Below are 20,152 nucleotides of genomic sequence, written 5' to 3'. Positions count from 1 at the left end.
AACGTCCGGCGGCGAGAGGATCCACGGTGCCCATCTCCGAGGCAGAAGTGGTGATTCCGCGACCTGTGACGACCGTGTGGGAGTTCTGCACGGACGCGGCGAACGCGGCGACGTATCTGCCGGGCACAGTGGAGGTGCAACAGCTCACCGACGGCCCACTGGCGGTGGGCACCGTCTGGAGTGGCCGGTCGCGGTTTCTCGGGCCAGTGATCTCGTGGACCGGCAGCTTCACCCACGTCGCGGAAATGCGGAAGACGGTGTTCCGCTCGACCGATGCCCCGTTCTGGTTCACGAGCATCGCCAGTTACGCCGAACACGAGGACGGCACCCGGATGTCGCTCCGCATCGAGACCGAGGCCGGGCTCGGCGGACTGTTCGGCAGGCTGGCCGACCCCATCGTGGAGAAGGCGTATGGGAGGGTGATGCAGGTCGGGCTGGAAAACCTGGTCGTCGTTCTGACAGTCCAGTGATCGGGTCGGGGACCGCCGCTATCAGGCGCCGAAGCTGAGCGCACCGGACGGACACACCCGCACCGCGTTACGTACCCGGACCTCCTCGGCGTGCGGGACCTCGTCGACGAGAACCAGCACGATCCCGTCGTCGTCCTGATCGAACACCGCCTCGGCGGTCATCACGCACATCCCGGCGCCGATGCACACCTCCCGGTCGGCGACGACCCTCACCACGTCACCGCCAGGGACCGCAGGCCGTAGATGAAGTGGAATGACCGGAACTCCACCTCTTCGAACGGCTCGGCCAGCGCCAAGCTCGGGAATCGTTGCAGCAGAGCGGGAAACGCGATCCGCATCTCCATCCGTGCCAGCGGTGCGCCCAGGCAGTGATGTACGCCGTGTCCGAAGGCCAGATGGCCCGGTGCGCCGCGGCGGATGTCGAACACCTCCGGCGCCTCGACGAAGTCGGGATCCCGGTTGCCCGACGGCAGGGACACGAAAACCAGCCGGCCCGCCGGAATCGGTACCCCGGCGACCTCGACGTCGGCCGTCGTGATCCGCGGAATCGCGCTGTGCACAATGGAAAGCCAACGCAGCATCTCCTCGATCGCGGGTCCGACCGCGGCCGGATCGTCACGCACCGCGGCGAGTTGCCCGGGGTGGCGTAGCAGCGCGAGGGTGCCGAGTCCGAGCATGTTCGACGTGGTCTCGTGACCGGCGACCAGCAACAGGTTGGCGATCCCGACCAGCTCGTCGTCGGTCAACTCGTCGCCGTGTTCGCGGATCAGCATGCCGAGGATGTCGTCGTCCGGGGACAGCCGCGCGCGTTCGACCAGCGAGTGCATGTACACCCTGCCCTGCCGCTGCAGCTCGATGCGCTCGTCGATCGGGTTCGACAGATCGAGCTGGCGGGCGGTGCGGCGCTGGAAATCGTCCCGGTCGGAATACGGGACCCCGAGCAATTCACAGATCACCAGCGATGGGATCGGAAGCGCGAAGCCGCTGACGAGATCGGCCGGTGGTCCGGCGTGTTGCAGCGCGTCGAGGTGCTGGTCGACGATCTCGACGATGCGTGGTTCGAGTCGCTTGATCCGGCGGATGGTGAACTCGGGTGTGAGCATGCGGCGCAACCGCTGGTGTTCCGGCGGATCGAGGCCCAGCAGGTTTCCCGCCCGTACGGTGGCCTGCTCCTCTTCGGTCTGCGACACCCCGGGCAGGACGAATCCCGGCGGCCGGGAGTTGGCGAAGTGCTCGTGATCGGCCAGCACCGCCTTGATGTCCTCGTAGCGCGTGACCAGGCAGACCTCCATGCCGAACGCGTTGACGACGGTCCGCACACCGGTGTTCTCGCGGATCTCGCGCAGTTCGGGAACCGGGTCGAATGTGTTGCGCCGCATGTGCAATGGCGGCAGTTCGCGTTCGGTTCGCTCGTTGTGCGGGTGCGCGGCGGGGGTCTGATTGCCGCGCTGCGCGGCGGGGGTCTGATCGCCGCGCTGCGAGGTATCTACCTGCGTCATGCTTCCGACGCTACCCGCGATTCACGGGCGGGCGGTCAGCCCGGGCCACCAGATCCGCGGTCCGGTCAGAGTGAACAGCGCCGGGATGATGACCGTGCGCACGACGAACGTGTCCAGCAGGATGCCGAGGCCGACGATTATGCCCAGCTGTGTCAGCACGATCAGCGGCAACACTCCGAGCACGCAGAAGACCGCGGCGAGCACCACGCCCGCGCTGGTGATCACGGCACCGGTCGCGGACACCGCACGCACGATGCCCTGCCGGGTGCCGTGGCGCGGCGTCTCCTCCCGGGCGCGGGTGACCAGGAAGATCGTGTAGTCGACGCCGAGCGCGACCAGGAACAGCAACGCGAACAGCGGTGTGGTTTCGTCCAAGGCGGGAAAACCGAACAGGTGGACGCTGGCCCAGCCGCCCACCCCGAGGGCGGCGACCGCGGACAGCATCGTCACCGCCACCAGGACCAGCGGTGCGAGCGCGGAGCGCAGCAACACGTAGAGCACGACGAGCACGACGGCCAGAATCGCCGGGAGCACCACGGCGCGGTCGCGCTCCGCGGCGGCCGCTGCATCGCGCCCCCGGGCGTCAGATCCGCCCACCAGCACCTCCTGATCGACCTGATGCAGCGAATGTCTCAGGGCATCAACGGTTTCGAACGCCTCGTCGGATCCCGGTGCGGCATCGAGGACGACCGACCATTGCGTCAGCCCGGCGGGAGAGCGGCCCACCGCTGCGGCGGACACGACCCCGGGTGTGGCGGTGATGGTGCGCTCGATCTGCTCGGCGCGATCCGAGTGGCCGATGACGCGGGCCGGGTCGGTCACACCGCCAGGGAAGTGCGCGGCCACGGTGCGGTAGCCGGTCACCGACTCGGCCTGTACCCGGAACTGTTCGGTTTGGGACAGCCCGATGGGCGTGCCCAGCAGCCCCGCGCACAGTATGGCAAGCCCCCCGACGGCGATCGCTGCGACCGGGCCGGGCCGGCGGGCGACGGCAGTGGCGACGCGGTGCCACGGACCGCTTTCGGTGAGGTCGCCGCCACCCACACGGGGGATGAACGGCCAGAACAACCGCCTGCCGCACACCGCCAGCAGTGGCGGCAGCACGAGCAGGGTGAACACGGCGGCCACGACGAGGCCGGACGCGGCCTGCACGCCAAGGCTGCGGGTGCTCGGTGCCGAGGCGAAGACCAGCGTCAGCAGGGCGAGCACCACCGTCGCGTTGCTTGCGAGGATCGCGGGCCTGGCCGCGCGCACCGCCACCTGCAGCGCAACGCGGTGATCGGCGGTGCGGGCCAATTCCTCGCGGTAGCGCGAGATCAGCAGCAGCGCGTAGTTGGTGCCGGCGCCGAAGACGAGCACGCTGGTGATGCCTGCGGTCGAACCGTCGGGCGAGAGCCCCGCCGCCGTCGCGATCGCCGTTCCTGAGACGGCGGCGACGCGGTCGGCGAACCCGATCACCGCCAGCGGGACCAGCCACAGCACCGGCGAACGGTAGGTGACGATGAGCAGCAGGGCGACCACCGTCGCCGTCACCGCCAGAAGTGTGACGTTCGCTCCGGCAAACGAATTCGCGATGTCGGCACCGAAGGCAGGCCCGCCCGTCACCTCGGCGCGCAGGTCGTCGGGCAAACCCTGCGTCGCGGCCGCGCGCACGGCCTTGACCTCATCGTTGAGTGCGAAGCCGGACAACGTGGCGCTCAGCGGCACGGTGGCGACCGCGGCCCTGCCGTCGGCGGACACCGCGCTGGGTGGCCCTGCCGGGGCGCCGCCCGTGGCGTCTGCTGATGCTCCGCCCGCGGAGGCGAGCATTCGCTGGCGCGCCTGATCCGTCGCGCCGACGTCGGCAGGGGTGAGCGCGGCGCCGTCGGTGCGGGTCACCACCAGGATCGCGGGCATTTGGTCGCCGCCAGGGAACTGGGTCCGCAGCGCATCGGCCCGAGCCGACTCGGCGCCGTCCGGCACGTTGACCGGGGATCGCTCACCGGATTCGCCTGTGGACACCATCGCGAGGAACAGTCCCGACACCGCGACGATGAACACCGCAAGCAGCAGCGACGCGCGACCGGTCATAGCGACAATCGTTTCAGAAAATTAATGGTTATTCGTGTTTAAGGGTAGCCCCGGTTGAGCGTCGCTTCCTCCAGGTCGAGACCATGCAGGAGCGAGCGCAGCGCCTCTTCATCGATATGCCCAGCGTCGCGTTCGCCGATGAACGCGTCACGTTCGGCGGCGAGCATCTCCAGCCTCAGCCGGCGAAACGCCGCGGGAGCGCTTTCGCCGACGTCCACCTCGTCGGGGTCGAGCTTGTCGGGGTCGAGTTTGTTGAGGGCGAAGCTGCGGCGCCGGTTGCTCCATGCGCGCAGCACCGCCGCGGCCTGCTCCTGCGCATCGGTCGCTTCTTCCGCCCGCTGCTCGGCCAGCAGTTCGTCGAGCCGGGCGGCGGCTGCGCGCGCTGCGCGTTCCTGCGCAGTGGCCACCGCCATGGCGTCGGCGCTCGCGTCCTCGACGTGCACTTTGAGGACCTTGATCACCCACGGCAGCGTCAGGCCGTGCAGCAGCAGCGCCCCGATGACCACCACGCACGGGAGGAACACCAGTTGCGGTCGGCCCGGGAACGGATCGCCGGACAACGTGGTGAGGGGGACGGCGAACGCCGCGGCCAGCGACACCACCCCGCGCATCCCGCCCACGCGACGACGAACAGGTACGACGGCTTGGGTGCCGGTCCACGCGCCCGGGTAGGCGGCGACACCAGCCTCGGTAGGTAGGCGACCAGGTAGATCCAGGCCACGCGCACCACGACGACCGTCGCGAGCACCGCCACGGACGACAGGACGATCGCCGACGCGTGGATCCCGGCCATTTCACGCACGACGCTGGCAATTGCAGGCCGATCAGCAGGAAGGCGAACGACACGAGCACGACCTGCAGCGACTTCCACACGGCCAAGTCCTGCAGGTGTGTCGCATAGCCGGCGTGGATGGATCGCTGGCCGGAAATCAGGGCGGCGGTGACCACGGCCAGCACAACCGAGCCGTGGACGGACTCGGCGATCAGGTAGATGAAGAACGGCGCCAGCAGGCCGATGGCACTCTCGACCAACGGGTCGTCGAGACGCGACCGGATGACGACGATGACCATGCCGAGCGGCCGGCCGACTGCGATACCGCCCGCCATCGCGAGCGCGAACGTTCCGATGCCGCCGCCCCAGCTCGTGGCGGCACCGATCGCCGCCGCCAGCGACACCTTGTAGGCAGTGAGCGCCGTCGCGTCGTTGAGCAGGCTCTCCCCGCCGAGCAGGGTCATCAGACGCCGCGGCAACCTCAGGCGTCTGCCGACGGCGGTCGCCGACACCGCGTCGGGTGGTGCGACTATCGCGCCGAGGACCAGCGCGGCGGCGATGGTGAACTCCCCACCGCCTGCCGTCCGCGTTGCGGCACTCCCGGGGGCCGGGTGCCGGATCTATCCTTGTTCAGCATGCCGAGGAGATCACGGCGCCGTGAGACCCGCACCCCGCCTGCGCCGGTGACGCATGACTATCTGGCAGTCTGGACGGGCGATGAGTAAGACGACTGACGGCGAGATCGACGCCGGGCTTGCGGGTGAGCCCGAGCCGGATGCCCCGACGACTGCACCGGTTGTCGGGGCGGCCGCCGCGGAGGAACCCGGCACCGCGGACGCGACGGCCGAGGTTGCGGATGCCCAGAACGCTGTGGTCGCTGAGGACACCCTGGTGGCAGTGGACAGCGTGACAGGGGACAGCGTGACGGGGGACAGCGTCGCGGGAGACACGGGCGATCCTGACGATTCCGGCCAGGACGCGACCGACCCGACGCTGGCCGCCGTGCGGATCCCCGATGCGACCCGTGCCGACCGCAGGACAACCGTCATGCTGCTGGGCGCCGGTGAGCTGAGCTGCGAGCTCGCACTGGCCTTCCAGCGGTTGGGCGCCGAGGTCATCGCCGTCGACCGCTACGCCGACGCCCCCGCGCTGAAGGTGGCCGACCGCTGCGCCGTCGTCAAGATGAACGACGCCGAGGAACTGACGACGCTGATCGACCGCGAGGACCCGCGCTATGTCGTGGCCGAATCCGGCGTGATCGCCGCCGACGCGCTGATCGCGGTGGCCGAGCGCGGCTCCGTCGAGGTCGTGCCGACGCCGCGCAGCACCCGGCTCGGCGTCGACCGCGAAGGGCTGCGCAGGCTGGCCTCCGATGAACTCGGCCTGCCGACCGCACCGTTCTGGTTCGCCGGGTCGGTCGAGGAGCTGGCAGCGGTCGCCCGCCACGTCGGCTTTCCGCTGATCGTCAAACCGGTCGCCGGGGCGCCGGGCGAGGGGCAGTCGGTGCTGCTGCGCCCCGATGACGTCGAGCCGGCCTGGCAGCGTGCGATCGCCGCGGGCCGGCTGCCGATAAACCGAGTGATGGCCGAGACCATCGTCGAGGTCGACCACGAGGTCACGCTGCTGACCATCCGCACCACCGGCCCGACCGGGCCGATGCTGCACTTCTGCGAACCGATCGGCCACCGTCAGGTCGACGGCGACGTGCTGGAGGCCTGGCAGCCGCTGCAGATGGCGCCCGCGGCCCTGGACGCCGCGAGGTCCATCGCCGCGCGCATCGTCAACTCGATGGGTGGGCGCGGTGTGTTCGCGGTGGAGCTGCTCGTCCGCGGCGACGAGGTCTATTTCTCCGACGTACGGGCGCGTCCGCAGGACAGCGGCCTGGTCACGCTGCGCTCACAACGCCTGTCGGTGTTCGAACTACACGCCAGGGCCATCCTCGGCCTGGGCGTGGACACCATCATGATCTCGCCGGGTGCGGCGGAGATCAGGTACGGCGGCACCGACACCGGCGATCGCGCTGGCGCCGGCGACCTCAACGCGGTGCTCGCCGAGGCGCTGGCCACCCAGGAAAGCGACGTCCGGCTGTTCACCCGTCCCGACGAAACCGATGCCAGGCACCGGCTCGCCGTCGCACTGGCGACCGCGCCCGACATCATCGTCGCGCGGGACAGGGCCCGCCGGGTCGGCGCCGAACTGCGCAAGCTCTGGTAGTCGTGACCGACCAGCGCGGACCGGCCGACCCGACGGACCGGCCAACCATGGCCCCCTTCCTGGCCGCGTTGGCCGTCATTACGGTCGTCGTGATCGGAATCGTGTTGTTCAACGTCCTCGGCGGTGACGGCCTGTCCGAGCAAGAGCGGGTCGGGCGCGCCGCGGTCGGCCAGAACGATGCGCTGCAGCGGCGGGACTTCACCGACTTCGGTGTCTACACCTGCCGCGACCAACTCGGCGACAAGGCGGATTTCCTTTCGCGACAAGAGGAATCGGTCGATCGGCACGGTGCCCGCTACGTCGACGACGTCGCCGATGTGGTGATCGACGGCGACCGGGCCTCCGCCACCGTCACCTACCATTTCGACAAGACCCCCGACACCAAAACCGGTGTCCCCACGTCGTTTGTGCGCGAGGACGGTGCATGGAAGGTCTGTTCGACCGAGCCCAGCTAGGTATGGGAGACTCACCGCCGTGAGCTATGCCGGAGATGTGACGCCGGAGCAGGCGTGGAAGGTGCTCAGCGACAACCCCGAGGCCGTCCTCGTCGACTGTCGTACGGACGCCGAATGGCGCTTCGTCGGCGTTCCCGACCTCTCGCCGCTCGACCGCGACGTGGTGTTCGTGGAGTGGAATCGCACGGACGGCACCCGTAACCAGGACTTCGTCGCCGAGCTGAACGCCGCCGGGGTCACCCCCGCCGATCGGCCGGTGCTGTTCCTGTGCCGCTCCGGCAACCGCTCGATCCCCGCCGCCGAAACCGCCACCGCGGCGGGCATCGCTCCCTCCTACAACGTCCTCGAGGGTTTCGAAGGCGGCCTGGACGGGGATAAGCACCGCGGCGGAACCGGATGGAAGGCCGTCGGCCTGCCCTGGAAACAGTCATGACCGGCCCCGCTGGGGACGACGTTCCCTCCGTCCGGGTGCCCACGCCCCTACCCGACGGCGTCAGCCAGGCCACCATCGGAGTGCGCGGCGGACTGCTGCGGTCCGGCTTCGAAGAGACCGCCGAGGGAATGTTCCTGACGTCGGGCTACGTCTACCCGTCGGCGGCCGACGCAGAGAAGGCTTTCACCGGGGAGATCGACCGCTACGTCTACTCGCGGTACGGCAACCCGACTGTGTCGATGTTCGAGGAGCGGCTGCGGCTGATCGAGGGTGCGCCGGCCGCGTTCGGCACCGCCAGCGGCATGGCGGCGGTGTTCACCTCGCTGGGCGCCCTGCTGCGCGCCGGTGACCGGTTGGTCGCCGCGCGCAGCCTGTTCGGGTCGTGCTTCGTGGTGTGCAGCGAGATCCTGCCGCGCTGGGGTGTGGAGACCGTGTTCGTGGACGGGGACGACCTCGCGCAGTGGGAAGCGGCGCTCTCCGTGCCCGCGCAGGCCGTGTTTTTCGAGACGCCATCCAACCCGATGCAATCGTTGGTCGATATCGCCGCGGTATGCGACATGGCGCATACGGCCGGCGCAAAAGTGGTGCTGGACAACGTTTTTGCTACACCACTGCTGCAGCAAGGGTTCCCGCTCGGGGTCGATGTGGTGGTGTACTCGGGCACCAAACACATCGACGGGCAGGGCCGCGTGCTCGGGGGGGCGATCCTCGGTGACAAGGAGTACATCGACGGACCCGTGCAGCAGCTCATGCGGCACACCGGTCCGGCGCTCAGCCCGTTCAACGCATGGACGTTGCTCAAGGGGCTGGAGACGATGGCGGTGCGGGTGAATTACAGCAACGCCTCGGCTCAGCGGATCGCCGAGTTCCTCGAAGCCCATCCGGCGGTGCGCTGGGTGCGCTACCCGTTCCTGGAGTCCCATCCGCAATACGACCTGGCCAAACGGCAGATGACCGGTGGCGGCACGGTCGTCACGTTCGAGCTGGACGCGCCGGAAGGCCACGGAAAGCAACGGGCGTTCGAGGTGCTCGACAAGACCCGGCTGATCGACATCTCCAACAATCTCGGGGACGCCAAGTCGCTGATCACCCATCCCGCCACCACCACGCACCGCGCGATGGGGCCGGAGGGCCGGGCAGCGATCGGTCTGGGCGACGGGGTGGTGCGGATCTCGGTCGGTCTGGAGGGCACCGACGACCTGATCGCCGACCTGGATCGCGCGCTGGCCTGACCTCTGCGGGATCCACATTTTGCAGCGCGCGACTCGGGATTTGCCTGCAAAAGGTGGGTCTCGCGTAACGGCCCACTTTCAAATCAGCGCGAGCAGAAGTGCGCTCACGGAATGCGCCGGTGCTCGCTGCGTTAGAAAGTGAGTGATGTCCGTGCCTGCGCTGAATCAACTGCGTTTCGTAGCGGTGACGCAGGCCGACCCGCTGGCCCAGCCGCTGCTGGAGGAACTGGCCGTCGAATACGCCCAGCGTTACCGGGGCAGCCATGACGCAATCCTGACCTGGCTTCGTGGCTATCCCGCGGAGGAGTTCGCCGCGCCGGGAGGTGGCCTGATCATCGGGCTGATCGGCGACGACCCGGTCACCGGCGGTGCGTTCCGCCGCTTCGACGCCGAAACCGCAGAGCTCAAACGCATCTGGACCGACAGCAGGCACCGGCGACGCGGCCACGCGAAGGCGCTACTGAACCAGCTCGAAGGGATCATCCGGTCGCTCGGCTATCGGTATGTGTATCTGAGCACCGGGGATCGCCAGCCCGAGGCCGAGGCCCTGTACCTGTCGGCCGGTTACCAGCGCCTCGACGAGCCGCTGCCCGCCGAGCGGGAGGTCTATCCCGTCGCATTCCGGAAGGCGCTGATATGAGCGGGCCGCGCATGCACCTCGGCGTCGCACTCGACGGCTACGGCTGGGACCCGCAGGCGTGGCGGCTGACCGGGGATTCCGGGCCGGTGACCAGCGGCCGGTACTGGGCCGGATTGGCGGCCACCGCCGAGCGCGGTCTGGTGGACTTCCTGACCATCGACGACACCCTGATGGCGCAATCCGGGCGGCGGGAACGGATCGACCCCGGCCGGCTGGCCGGTCGCCCCGACGCCGTCCTGGTCGCGGCCCGGGTGGCGCCGGTGACGCGGCACATCGGACTGATACCCGTGGCCACTGTCACCCACACCGAACCGTTCCACGTCTCCAAAGCCATTGCCACACTCGACTTCGTGTCGCGGGGGCGGGCGGGCTGGCAGCCCCGGGTGAGCCCGACCGCCCACGAGGCCGCCCTGTTCGGGCGGCGGCCGCTCGAGTCGCTCAAGGCTGACGCCCTGTTCGACGAGGCCGGTGAGGCCGTCGACGTGGTGCGCAGGCTGTGGGACTCGTGGGAGGACGACGCGGTCATCCGCGACCAGGCAACCGCACGGTACATCGACCGGGACAAGCTGCACTACATCGACTTCACCGGCAAGTACTTCTCCGTGAAGGGACCCTCGATCACGCCGCGCCCGCCGCAGGGACAGCCGGTGGTCGCCGCGCTCGCCCACAACCAGCGCGTCTACGAATTCGCCGCTCGGCATGCCGATCTGGTGTTCGTCACGCCGACCGACGACGATTCGGTCCGCACCATTCTCGGGCAGGTCGCCGGCGTGGGCGGGGCTCACCTGAAGGTGTATGCCGACGTCGTCGTCGCATTGGGCCGATCCGCCGACTTGCGCTCCGATGCGCTCGTATTCGACGGCACCCCAACCGAACTCGTCGATCTGCTGCTGCGCTGGCACGAGCTGGGGGTCGACGGGGTGCGGCTGCGGCCCGCCGTGAACGCCACCGACCTGCCCGCCATTGTCGACGAGGTCGTGCCGTTGCTGCAGAAAGCGGGCCGATATCCCGATACCTACCGCGACGGCGATACATTGCGCGGGCGGCTCGGGCTGCCCGCCGCCCAAAACCGCTACGCGAAGGTGTCGCCCTCATGACCGTTCCGCTGTCGATCCTCGACCTCGCACCGATCAGTGAAGGCGCCGACGCGGCGTCCGCCCTGCGCAACACCGTCGACCTCGCCCAGCACGCCGAACTGTGGGGATACAAGCGGTACTGGATAGCCGAACACCACTTCGTCGCGGTGGCCAGCTCCTCACCCGCGGTGCTGATCGGCCAGATCGCCGCCGCGACGAGCCGGATCCGGGTGGGTTCGGCCGCCGTACAACTCGGCTTCACCACCTCGGCGGCCGTCGCCGAGGCGTTCGGAACCCTCGCCGCATTCCACCCCGACCGGATCGACCTCGGACTCGGCCGATCGGGACAGCGCAGGGCGCAAGCCGCGCAGTCCCAGCCTGTCGCGCCGCCCGCCGCACCGCGGGACTGGCGTGACGTCGGCGGCGTGGTGGTGCCACCGCCGTTCGACGTCAGCGCGGTCATGCGCAGCCCCAAGATGCGCGCGACGCTGTCGGTGCTGCAGCAGCCGGGCGCGGTGGCGCCCGACTTCGCCGTACAGGTCGACGACATCCTGGCGATGTTCGGCGGCGACTTTCAGGCCGACGGCTTCGGCCTGCACGCAGTGCCCGGCGAGGGAGCCGGCCTGACACCGTGGATCTTCGGCAGCAGCAAGGGGGAGAGCGCGCTTGTCGCCGGTAGCAGGGGATTGCCGTTCGTGGCGAGTTACCACATCACCCCCGGAACCGCGCTGGAGGCGATCGAGGCCTACCGCGCCGCGTTCACCCCGTCCGACTACCTGCCGGAGCCCTATGTCGTGGTCTCGGCAGATGTGGTGGTCGCCGACGACACCGCCACGGCCCGTCACCTGGCGTCGAGCTACGGCCACTGGGTGCATGCCGTCCGCACCGGAGCCGGGGCCGTGCCCTACCCCGATCCCGACACCCGCCAGCCGCTGTCGGAGACGGAGCTCGGCGCTGTGAAGGACCGCACCGCAACGCAATTCGTCGGAGACCCGGATGAGGTGGCGCACCAGCTGGACACGTTGCGGCGGGTCGCCGGCGCCGACGAACTGGTGGTCACCTCGGTCACCCACCGGCATGCCGACCGGCTGCGCTCGCATGAACTCATCGCCAAGCGCTGGGGGTTGACCGGATGACCGTGCCGATCCGGGAAGGTGTGCACCGCAAGCCGATTCACCTTGCGGCGCACTTCCCCGGGGTGAACAACACCACGGTGTGGACCGACCCGGGGTCGGGCAGCCAGATCGACTTCGACTCGTTCGTGCACCTGGCCCGCACGGCCGAACGGGGCAGGTTCGACTTCTTCTTCCTCGCCGAGGGGTTGCGGCTGCGCGAACACATGGGGCGCATCCACGACCTCGACGTGGTGGGCCGGCCGGATACGTTCACCGTGCTCGCTGCGCTGGCGGCGGTCACCGACCGACTCGGACTGGTCGGCACCATCAACACGACGTTCAACGAACCCTTCGAGGTGGCACGGCAATTCGCCACCCTGGACCACCTGTCCGACGGGCGGGCCGGCTGGAACATGGTGACCTCATCGGATGCGTTCACCGGAGCCAACTTCCGGCGCGGCGGCTTTCTCGACCACGCCGACCGGTACCGTCGGGCCGAGGAGTTCCTCACCGTCGCGCGCCGGTTCTGGGACAGCTGGACACCCGGCGCCGTGGTGGCCGACCGGGACTCCGGCGTGTACGCCGACCCCGGCCGGATCCGGCGGGTCGAGCATCGCGGGCCGCAATTCGACGTCGCCGGTGTGGCGACGCTGCCCGCGGGTCCGCAGGGCCACCCGGTGTTGCTTCAGGCCGGCGACTCCGCCGAGGGGAGGGCGTTCGGCGCCGAGCACGCCGACGCGCTGTTCACGCTGCACACCGAGCTGGAGGCGGGCCGCCGCTACTACGCCGACGTCAAGTCGCGCGCTGTCGCCGCCGGGCGGAATCCCGACCGGCTCAAGGTGTTTCCCGCGGCCAGCGTGGTGCTGGGCGATACGCACGCCGAGGCGGCCGACCGGGCACGCCACATCCGCCACCAGCAGGTGAGTGGCCCGACCGCGATCGCCATGCTCGAACAGGTGTGGCAGCGTGACCTGTCCGGCTACGACCCGGACGGCCCGCTGCCCGAGATCGACCCCGCCGACGATCCGTCCGTCACCCGGGGCCGCGTCCGCCACGGCGATCCGAAGGAGCTCGCCGCGAACTGGCGGCGCCGGGCCGAGGAGCAGCAGCTCAGCATCCGTGAGCTGGTCATCGCGGTGACCACCCGCGAACAGTTCATCGGCACCGCAAGCCAGGTCGCCGACGACATCGACCTGCACGTGCAATCCGACGCGTGTGACGGGTTCATCCTGGTGCCGCACCTCACCCCGCACGGCTTGGACGATTTCGTCGATCAGGTGGTCCCGCTACTGCAGGAACGTGGCAGCTTTCGCGCCGAGTACTCCGGTGCGACACTGCGCGACCACCTCGGCTGACGGTCAATGCACCGCGCGGTAGGGCGCCGCGCCGGAAGTCATCGCGGCGGGGTGGCCGCCTCGACCGCCTCGCGGATCGACCCCCGCCACACCGGCCCGTGCCCCGGCAGCAGCACGTCGGTGTCGAGCATTCCCAGCGCGGCAAGACTGCGCACACACGCGGCCTGATCGTGGTTGAACAGCGACGCCAGCAATTGCGGGCCGGTGCGCGTCGACACCGGATGGCCGGTGACCAGCGCGTCACCGCTGACGAGGACGCCGTCCACCACGTACGAGCAGTGCCCCCCGGTGTGACCGGGCGTGGGTATCGGCATGGGTGCCCCCGGCAGCGTGGCCGCGATGTCGGCCGTCAGCGCCGCGGCGGTCGGGATACCCGCGTGGTCCAGGGCGCCCTTGCGCACGATCGCCAGCGTCCACGTCAGCCACCGGGGATTCCACGCGTGGGTCATCACACCAAGCGGCGACGCCTGCTCGAGATACTCACGCTTGGCGTGCCCGACCTCGGTCGCATGGCAATACACCGGTGTGCCATGGGTTTTCGCGAACCACACCGCCGAGCCGAGATGGTCCACATGCGCGTGGGTCAACAGGATCGCGGTCACGTCGGCGGGCCCCGCCCCGAGGCGGCGCAGCGACGCCAGCACATCGGCGCGGCTGCCGGGGAACCCGGAGTCGATGAGCAGCACACCGCCGTCGTCGGTGACCAACGTCCAGTTGACCAGGTCGGTACGCGCGAGATGGACCGTGTCGGTGATCCGGATGAGCTCTGGCCCGGTGGCAGCCATCCCGCGAGTCTAGGTTCCCCGCAGGAGTAGAAAAGAAGGCGTGGCTGAACTGAAACTGGGATACAAGGCGTCGGCGGAACAGTTCGCACCCCGCGAACTCGTGGAACTCGCGGTGGCGGCCGAGGAACACGGCATGGACAGTGCCACCGTCAGCGACCATTTTCAGCCGTGGCGCCACGAGGGCGGGCACGCGCCGTTCTCCCTGGCCTGGATGACGGCGGTGGGTGAACGCACGAACCGCATCGTGCTGGGCACCTCGGTGCTGACACCGACATTCCGCTACAACCCGGCCGTGATCGCGCAGTCGTTCGCCACCATGGGGTGCCTGTATCCCGGCCGCATCTTCCTCGGCGTCGGCACCGGGGAGGCGCTCAACGAGATCGCGACGGGATACCTGGGCGAGTGGCCCGAGTTCAAGGAGCGCTTCGCCCGGCTGCGCGAATCGGTGCGCCTGATGCGTCAGTTGTGGGCCGGTGACCGGGTGGACTTCGACGGCGAGTACTACCGCACCAAGGGGGCGTCGATCTACGACGTGCCCGACGGCGGCATCCCCGTCTACATCGCCGCGGGCGGGCCCGCGGTGGCCAAGTACGCCGGGCGTGCCGGTGACGGCTTCATCTGCACCTCGGGTAAGGGTGAGGAGCTCTACACCGAAAAGCTCATCCCGGCTGTCCTCGAAGGCGCGGCAGCCGCCGGGCGGGACGCCGACGCGATCGACAAGATGATCGAGATCAAGATCTCCTACGACCCCGTCCCCGAGCTGGCCCTCGAGAACACTCGGTTCTGGGCGCCGCTGTCGCTGACCGCTGAGCAGAAGCACAGCATCGACGATCCGCTGGAGATGGAGAAGGCCGCCGATGCCCTTCCGATCGAGCAGGTCGCCAAACGCTGGATCGTGGCGTCGGATCCCGACGAGGCCGTCGAGAAGGTCGGCCAATACGTCACCTGGGGCCTGAACCATCTCGTCTTCCATGCGCCGGGTCACGATCAGCGACGATTTCTTGAACTCTTCCGAAAGGATCTGGAGCCCAGGCTGCGACGCCTGGGCTGATACGGCAGGCTGTCAGGGTGCCCAGCCCGACCTCGGATCTCACCTCGGACGCCCGCATCTCCGCGATCTACATCGCCTCGCCCGAAAGCGACACCGGCAAGTCCACCGTCGCGTTGGGCATCTTGCACCGGCTTGTCGCGAGCGTCGCGCGGGTCGGCGTGTTCCGGCCCATCACCAGGGCGGGCGAGGATCGCGACTACATCCTCGAGCTGCTGCTTGCGCACACGACCGCCGGGCTGCCCTACGAGGAGTGCGTGGGCGTCACCTACCAGCGGCTGCACGAGGACCCCGATTCGGCAATCGCCGACATCGTGGACCGGTTTCACCGCGTCGCGGCCCGGTGCGATGCGGTGGTGATCGTCGGCAGCGATTACACCGACGTCGCCACGCCGAGCGAGCTGAACGTCAACGCCCGCATCGCGGTCAACCTCGGCGCGCCGGTCGTCCTGTCCGTGCGGGCCAAGGAGCGAACGCCGGAGGAGATCGTCCAGGTGGTCGAGGTGTGCCTGGCCGAGCTGCGCGCTCAGCATGCGCACACCGCCGCGGTGGTGGCCAACCGGTGCGAACCGACGAAGATAGCAGACGTCACCGAGGCGCTGCGCGGTTTGGACCTGAAATGCTATGTCCTGCCGGACGAACCGCTACTGTCCGCGCCCGTGGTCACCGATCTGCAGCGGGCGGTCGGCGGCCGCCTGCTCAGCGGTGACCCGGAACTGTTCACGCGCGAGGTGATGGGCGTGATGGTGGCGGGGATGACGGCCGAACACGTTCTGGAGCGGCTGACCGAGGGCGTCGCCGTCATCACCCCGGGCGACCGTTCCGACGTGGTGCTGGCGGTGTCGAGCGCTCATGCCGCAGAAGGCTTTCCGTCGTTGTCGTGCCTGATCCTCAACGGCGGGCTCGAGCTGCACCCGTCCGTCGCGGCGCTGGTGGCAGGCCTGCGGCTGCGGCTACCCATCATCGCGACAGGTCTGGGCACCTTCGACACCGCGAGCCGGCTGGCCGCGACCAGGGGCCGGGTTACGGCGTCCTCGGCGCGCAAGATCGACACCGCGCTGACCCTGATGGACAACTACGTCGACATCGCGGACCTGTTGGCGCAGTTGGCGATCCGCATCCCGACCGTGACGACACCGCAGATGTTCGCCCACCAGCTGCTCGAACGCGCACGGGCGGACCGGCGGCGGATTGTGCTGCCGGAGGGCGACGACGACCGCATCCTGCGTGCCGCAGGCCGGCTGCTGCACCGCGGCGTCGCCGACCTGACGATTCTGGGTGAGGAGGCCAGGGTCCGTGCGCGCGGGGCCGAACTCGGTGCCGACCTTGGGGCCGCCACCGTCATCGATCCGCGTACCAGCCCGCTGGTCGACGAGTTCGCCGCGCAGTACGCCGACCTCCGCAGCCACCGGGGCATGACGCTCGACCGGGCCAGGGATACCATGCACGACGTCTCCTACTTCGGCACGATGCTCGTCTACAACGGGATCGTCGACGGCATGGTGTCGGGTGCGGCGCACACCACCGCGCACACGGTGCGCCCGTCGTTCGAGATCATCAAGACCCAACCCGACGTGTCGACCGTATCGAGCATCTTCCTGATGTGCCTGGCCGACCGGGTGCTGGCCTACGGCGACTGCGCGATTGTGCCCGACCCGACGGCCGAGCAGCTCGCCGACATCGCGATCTCGTCGGCGCGCACCGCGGCCCAGTTCGGCATCGAGCCGCGGGTGGCTATGCTTTCCTATTCGACCGGAACCTCCGGCACCGGCGCTGACGTGGAAAAGGTAAGGACGGCAACCGAATTGGTGCGAAAGCGAGAGCCCGGTCTGCTCGTCGAGGGCCCGATCCAGTATGACGCGGCGGTCGAGCCGTCTGTGGCGGCCACAAAGATGCCGGACTCGCCGGTGGCGGGCCGCGCGACGGTGCTGATCTTCCCCGACCTGAACACAGGGAACAACACCTACAAGGCGGTGCAGCGCAGCGCGGGCGCCATCGCAATCGGCCCGGTGCTGCAGGGCCTGAACAAGCCCGTCAACGACCTGTCCCGCGGTGCGCTCGTGGAGGATATCGTCAACACCGTCGCCATCACGGCGATCCAGGCCCAGGTGGGTTAGCCGTGCAACCAACCGTGCTGGTCCTCAATTCCGGCTCCTCGTCGCTGAAATACAGTCTGGTCCAACCTGATTCCGGGGTTTCGGTGGCCAAGGGGATGGTGGAGCGGATTGGTGACCGGCACTCGTCGGCGCTGCTCGAGTTCGGCGGGCTGAAGGCGCGCCGTGACGAGCCGATACCCGACTACGAGTCCGCGTTGCGGTTGACGTTCGACTTGTTCGCCGAGGTCGGCGGCCATCTGGAGACACTGGGACTGATGGCGGTCGGCCACCGGGTGGTGCACGGCGGTCCGGACCTGTTCCGCCCGACCGTGGTCGACGACGCGCTGATCGCCCAGCTCGACGAGCTCTCGCCCCTGGCGCCGCTGCACAATCCGCCCGCGGTGCTCGGCATCAGGGTGGCCCGCAAGATCCTGCCCGACCTCCCGCATGTCGTCGTCTTCGACACGGCGTTCTTCCACGACCTGCCCGCCGCGGCCGCCACGTACGCCATCGACCGGGACATTGCCGCGCAGTGGCATATTCGGCGATACGGCTTCCACGGCACCTCGCACCAGTACGTCAGCACGCAGGCGGCGGCGTTACTCGGCGTTCCGCTGGAATCCCTGAACCAGATCGTGCTGCACCTCGGCAACGGCGCGTCGGCGTCGGCGGTCGCAGGCGGGCGTGCGGTGGACACTTCCATGGGCCTGACCCCGATGGAGGGGCTGGTGATGGGAACCCGCGCCGGCGATGTCGATCCCGGCGTGATCATGTACCTGTGGCGCAGCGCGGGGATGAGCGTCGACGATATCGAATCGATGCTCAACCGGCGGTCGGGGGTGCGCGGGCTCAGCGGCGAGACCGATTTCCGCGTGCTGCACAAGCGGATCGAATCCGGTGACGAGGCAGCACAATTGGCCTACGAGGTGTATATCCACCGGCTGCGCAAGTACATCGGCGCCTACCTGGCCGTGCTCGGCGCCACCGACGTGATCACGTTCACCGCGGGGGTCGGTGAGAACGACGCCGCCGTCCGGCGCGATTCGCTGTCCGGCCTGGCGCCTCTGGGTATCCGGCTCGACGAGCGGCTCAACGACGGCCCCGGCAGGGGGCCCCGGCGCATCTCGGCCGACGCGTCGCCGATCACCGTGCTGGTGATCCCGACCAACGAGGAGCTGGCGATCGCCAGGGCCTGCCATGAGGCGGTGTCGGACCGATGAGCGCCCGCCGGTTCGGCACACGCCGGTGCGGACGAGCGGTTAGAGTCGAACCCTTCGACCCGAACGGCCGTCAGGAGCACTGATGCAGTGGTTCGCCGACAGTCCGTTGCTCACGCTGTTCTTCTGCGTCGGCGTCGGAAGTCTCTTCGGACGAATTCGGTTCGGGCCGGTCTCCTTTGGGCCAGCGGGGGCGCTGTTCGTCGCGCTGGCCCTCTCGGCGATCGAACCGGACGTCGCGCTGCCGCCGATCGTCACCAGCCTGTCGTTGTGCGTCTTCTGCTACATGGTGGGTATCGCCGCGGGGCCCGCATTCGTCAGCGCGCTGCGCACCGGGTGGCAACCCGTTGTGGTGTCGCTGCTGGCGGTGCTGGCCATGGCCGCGGCGGCGCTCGGTGTCGGGAAGGCGTTCGGCTTCGACGTCGGGACGATCGCGGGGGCGTTCTCCGGCGCGGGCACCGCCACCGCGGCCCTTGGTGCGGTGCAGCAGCAGCTCGCCGCAGGTGGTGACATACCGCCGGAACCGGCCATCGGCTACGCCGTCGCGTACCCCATCACCGTGTTCCTCACCATCGTCGCCTGCTCGTACCTGATCAGCGCGGGCACGCGCAAACCCACGGCCGAGGACCGGGAGTCGGTGTCGCCGATCGTGGTGCGCACCCTCGAGCTGGTCGGTGACCCCGGGCTCACGGTGGCCGGGCTGGCCGAACGCTACGAGGCGGTGATCTCCCGGCTGACACGCAACGGGGTCACCGTCGTGGCCCACGAGAAGGAGCCGCTGGCCCATGGGGACCTGCTGACGATCACCGGCAGGGATAACGTCTTCGAGAGCATCGTCGCCGACCTGGGGCGGCCGGCAGTGCACGAGCCGTGGATGGACCGCACGGAGATCGACTTCCGCAGGGTCACCCTGTCCAATCCCGCCTGCATCGGCCGGGAACTGCACGATCTGCGCATGGAGGAACGCTTCGACGCCGTCGTCAGCCGGGTGCGGCGCGGTGACGTCGACATCATCGCCACCCCCGATCTGGTGCTGCAGAGCGGCGACCGGCTGCGGGTCACCGCGCCGCGCGGGCGGCTGGCCGAAATCACCAAGGCCCTCGGCGATTCCGAACGCACCGCGGGCGACATCAATGCCGTCGGCTTCGGTCTCGGGCTGGCCATCGGTCTGGTGCTGGCATTCCTGAAAATCCCGTTGCCCGGCGGGGGCACCCTGGTGCTGGGCACCGCGACGGCACCGTTGGTGGTTGGCGTCGTGCTCGGCGCGCTCGGGCGTACCGGGCCGATCATCTGGACCCTGCCCGGCAACGTCGCCAACACGCTCAACCAGTTCTCGCTGCTGATCTTTCTGGTCGCCGTCGGCACGGGTGCGGGCGGCGGGCTGGTGACCGCGCTGTCCGCCGACGGTGTGCAGCTGGTGCTGCTCGGCCTGACCGTCTCGGCGGCGCATGCCCTGGTGTGTGTGATCGGGCTGCGCTCGGTGCTGCGCTACGGCACCGCTCGATCGCTGGGCGGCCTGACCGGGTCGCAGCTCAACCCGGCGCCGTACGCGTACGCGATGACCAGGGTGCCCGATCAGCGGGTCGCGCTCGGCTACGCCGTGCTGTTCCCGGTGAGCATGATCGCCAAGGTATTCCTGGCTCAGCTGATGGTCGTCTACTTCTAAGGATGACCG

General features: G+C 69.2%; 17 protein-coding genes and 1 pseudogene. 13 read left to right on the top strand and 5 right to left on the bottom strand.

From position 1 onward, the window contains the following. Positions 1-26 precede the first annotated feature (26 nt). Positions 27-470 (top strand): SRPBCC family protein, encoded by a 444-nt coding sequence (locus tag ADBZ6K_RS21495; RefSeq protein ID WP_526350459.1) that lies wholly within the window; start codon positions 27-29, stop codon positions 468-470. Positions 471-491: 21 nt separating this feature from the next. Here the strand turns inward: ADBZ6K_RS21495 and ADBZ6K_RS21490 are convergent, their stop codons facing one another. The 4 genes and pseudogenes from ADBZ6K_RS21490 to ADBZ6K_RS21475 all read right to left on the bottom strand — a co-directional run. Next, on the bottom strand, positions 492-683 hold the full coding sequence (locus tag ADBZ6K_RS21490) for a ferredoxin (RefSeq protein WP_526350457.1): 192 nt from the start codon (positions 681-683) through the stop codon (positions 492-494). Further along, positions 680-1,849 (bottom strand): cytochrome P450, encoded by a 1,170-nt coding sequence (locus tag ADBZ6K_RS21485; protein WP_526350533.1) that lies wholly within the window; start codon positions 1,847-1,849, stop codon positions 680-682. The genes ADBZ6K_RS21490 and ADBZ6K_RS21485 overlap by 4 nt, the downstream gene beginning before the upstream one ends. A gap of 141 nt (positions 1,850-1,990) precedes the next feature. After that, complete coding sequence (locus ADBZ6K_RS21480; protein ID WP_526350455.1) at positions 1,991-4,039, bottom strand: MMPL family transporter; 2,049 nt, start codon at positions 4,037-4,039, stop codon at positions 1,991-1,993. A gap of 38 nt (positions 4,040-4,077) precedes the next feature. Continuing rightward, positions 4,078-5,380: pseudogene (locus tag ADBZ6K_RS21475) on the bottom strand (cation:proton antiporter); the annotation flags it as partial. Positions 5,381-5,528: 148 nt separating this feature from the next. Here ADBZ6K_RS21475 and purT point away from each other — a divergent pair. From purT to ADBZ6K_RS21435, 8 genes are all read left to right on the top strand, one after another. After that, positions 5,529-7,025, top strand: a complete 1,497-nt coding sequence (purT, locus tag ADBZ6K_RS21470; protein ID WP_526350453.1) for a formate-dependent phosphoribosylglycinamide formyltransferase — start codon at positions 5,529-5,531, stop codon at positions 7,023-7,025. A 47-nt stretch (positions 7,026-7,072) separates the two neighbouring features. Further along, positions 7,073-7,480, top strand: a complete 408-nt coding sequence (locus tag ADBZ6K_RS21465) for an Rv0361 family membrane protein (RefSeq protein ID WP_526350531.1) — start codon at positions 7,073-7,075, stop codon at positions 7,478-7,480. Between the two features lie 19 nt (positions 7,481-7,499). Further along, positions 7,500-7,913, top strand: a complete 414-nt coding sequence (locus ADBZ6K_RS21460; RefSeq protein WP_526350451.1) for a rhodanese-like domain-containing protein — start codon at positions 7,500-7,502, stop codon at positions 7,911-7,913. Further along, positions 7,910-9,145, top strand: coding sequence for an O-succinylhomoserine sulfhydrylase (locus ADBZ6K_RS21455; protein ID WP_526350449.1), 1,236 nt, complete (start codon positions 7,910-7,912; stop codon positions 9,143-9,145). Before ADBZ6K_RS21460 ends, ADBZ6K_RS21455 begins: the two co-directional genes overlap by 4 nt. Before the next feature lie 145 nt (positions 9,146-9,290). After that, a complete protein-coding gene (locus ADBZ6K_RS21450) occupies positions 9,291-9,785 on the top strand; it encodes a GNAT family N-acetyltransferase (RefSeq protein WP_526350447.1) in 495 nt (164 codons plus the stop codon). Next, positions 9,782-10,882: an LLM class flavin-dependent oxidoreductase gene (locus tag ADBZ6K_RS21445; protein ID WP_526350445.1), complete on the top strand. Its 1,101-nt coding sequence runs from the start codon at positions 9,782-9,784 to the stop codon at positions 10,880-10,882. Before ADBZ6K_RS21450 ends, ADBZ6K_RS21445 begins: the two co-directional genes overlap by 4 nt. After that, the gene (locus tag ADBZ6K_RS21440; RefSeq protein WP_526350443.1) at positions 10,879-11,997 is read left to right on the top strand and encodes an LLM class flavin-dependent oxidoreductase; all 1,119 of its coding nucleotides are present in this window, start codon (positions 10,879-10,881) and stop codon (positions 11,995-11,997) included. The genes ADBZ6K_RS21445 and ADBZ6K_RS21440 overlap by 4 nt, the downstream gene beginning before the upstream one ends. Further along, positions 11,994-13,331, top strand: a complete 1,338-nt coding sequence (locus ADBZ6K_RS21435; RefSeq protein WP_526350441.1) for an NtaA/DmoA family FMN-dependent monooxygenase — start codon at positions 11,994-11,996, stop codon at positions 13,329-13,331. Before ADBZ6K_RS21440 ends, ADBZ6K_RS21435 begins: the two co-directional genes overlap by 4 nt. Positions 13,332-13,369: 38 nt before the next feature. Here ADBZ6K_RS21435 and ADBZ6K_RS21430 read toward each other — a convergent pair whose 3' ends face one another. After that, positions 13,370-14,116, bottom strand: coding sequence for an MBL fold metallo-hydrolase (locus ADBZ6K_RS21430; protein ID WP_526350439.1), 747 nt, complete (start codon positions 14,114-14,116; stop codon positions 13,370-13,372). A gap of 40 nt (positions 14,117-14,156) precedes the next feature. Between ADBZ6K_RS21430 and fgd the strand changes: the two genes are divergently transcribed. The 4 genes from fgd (at position 14,157) to ADBZ6K_RS21410 (ending at position 20,143) form a co-directional block, all read left to right on the top strand. Next, complete coding sequence (fgd, locus tag ADBZ6K_RS21425; protein WP_526350437.1) at positions 14,157-15,167, top strand: glucose-6-phosphate dehydrogenase (coenzyme-F420); 1,011 nt, start codon at positions 14,157-14,159, stop codon at positions 15,165-15,167. Between the two features lie 56 nt (positions 15,168-15,223). Further along, a complete protein-coding gene (gene pta, locus ADBZ6K_RS21420) occupies positions 15,224-17,281 on the top strand; it encodes a phosphate acetyltransferase (RefSeq protein WP_526350529.1) in 2,058 nt (685 codons plus the stop codon). Between the two features lie 2 nt (positions 17,282-17,283). Continuing rightward, complete coding sequence (locus ADBZ6K_RS21415) at positions 17,284-18,480, top strand: acetate/propionate family kinase (protein ID WP_526350435.1); 1,197 nt, start codon at positions 17,284-17,286, stop codon at positions 18,478-18,480. Between the two features lie 82 nt (positions 18,481-18,562). After that, a complete protein-coding gene (locus ADBZ6K_RS21410) occupies positions 18,563-20,143 on the top strand; it encodes an aspartate:alanine exchanger family transporter (RefSeq protein ID WP_526350433.1) in 1,581 nt (526 codons plus the stop codon). Positions 20,144-20,152 lie beyond the last annotated feature (9 nt).

Source organism: Mycobacterium sp. (assembly GCF_044223235.1).
GTDB lineage: Bacteria > Actinomycetota > Actinomycetes > Mycobacteriales > Mycobacteriaceae > Mycobacterium.
This window is presented reverse-complemented; position numbering and strand designations above follow the sequence as displayed.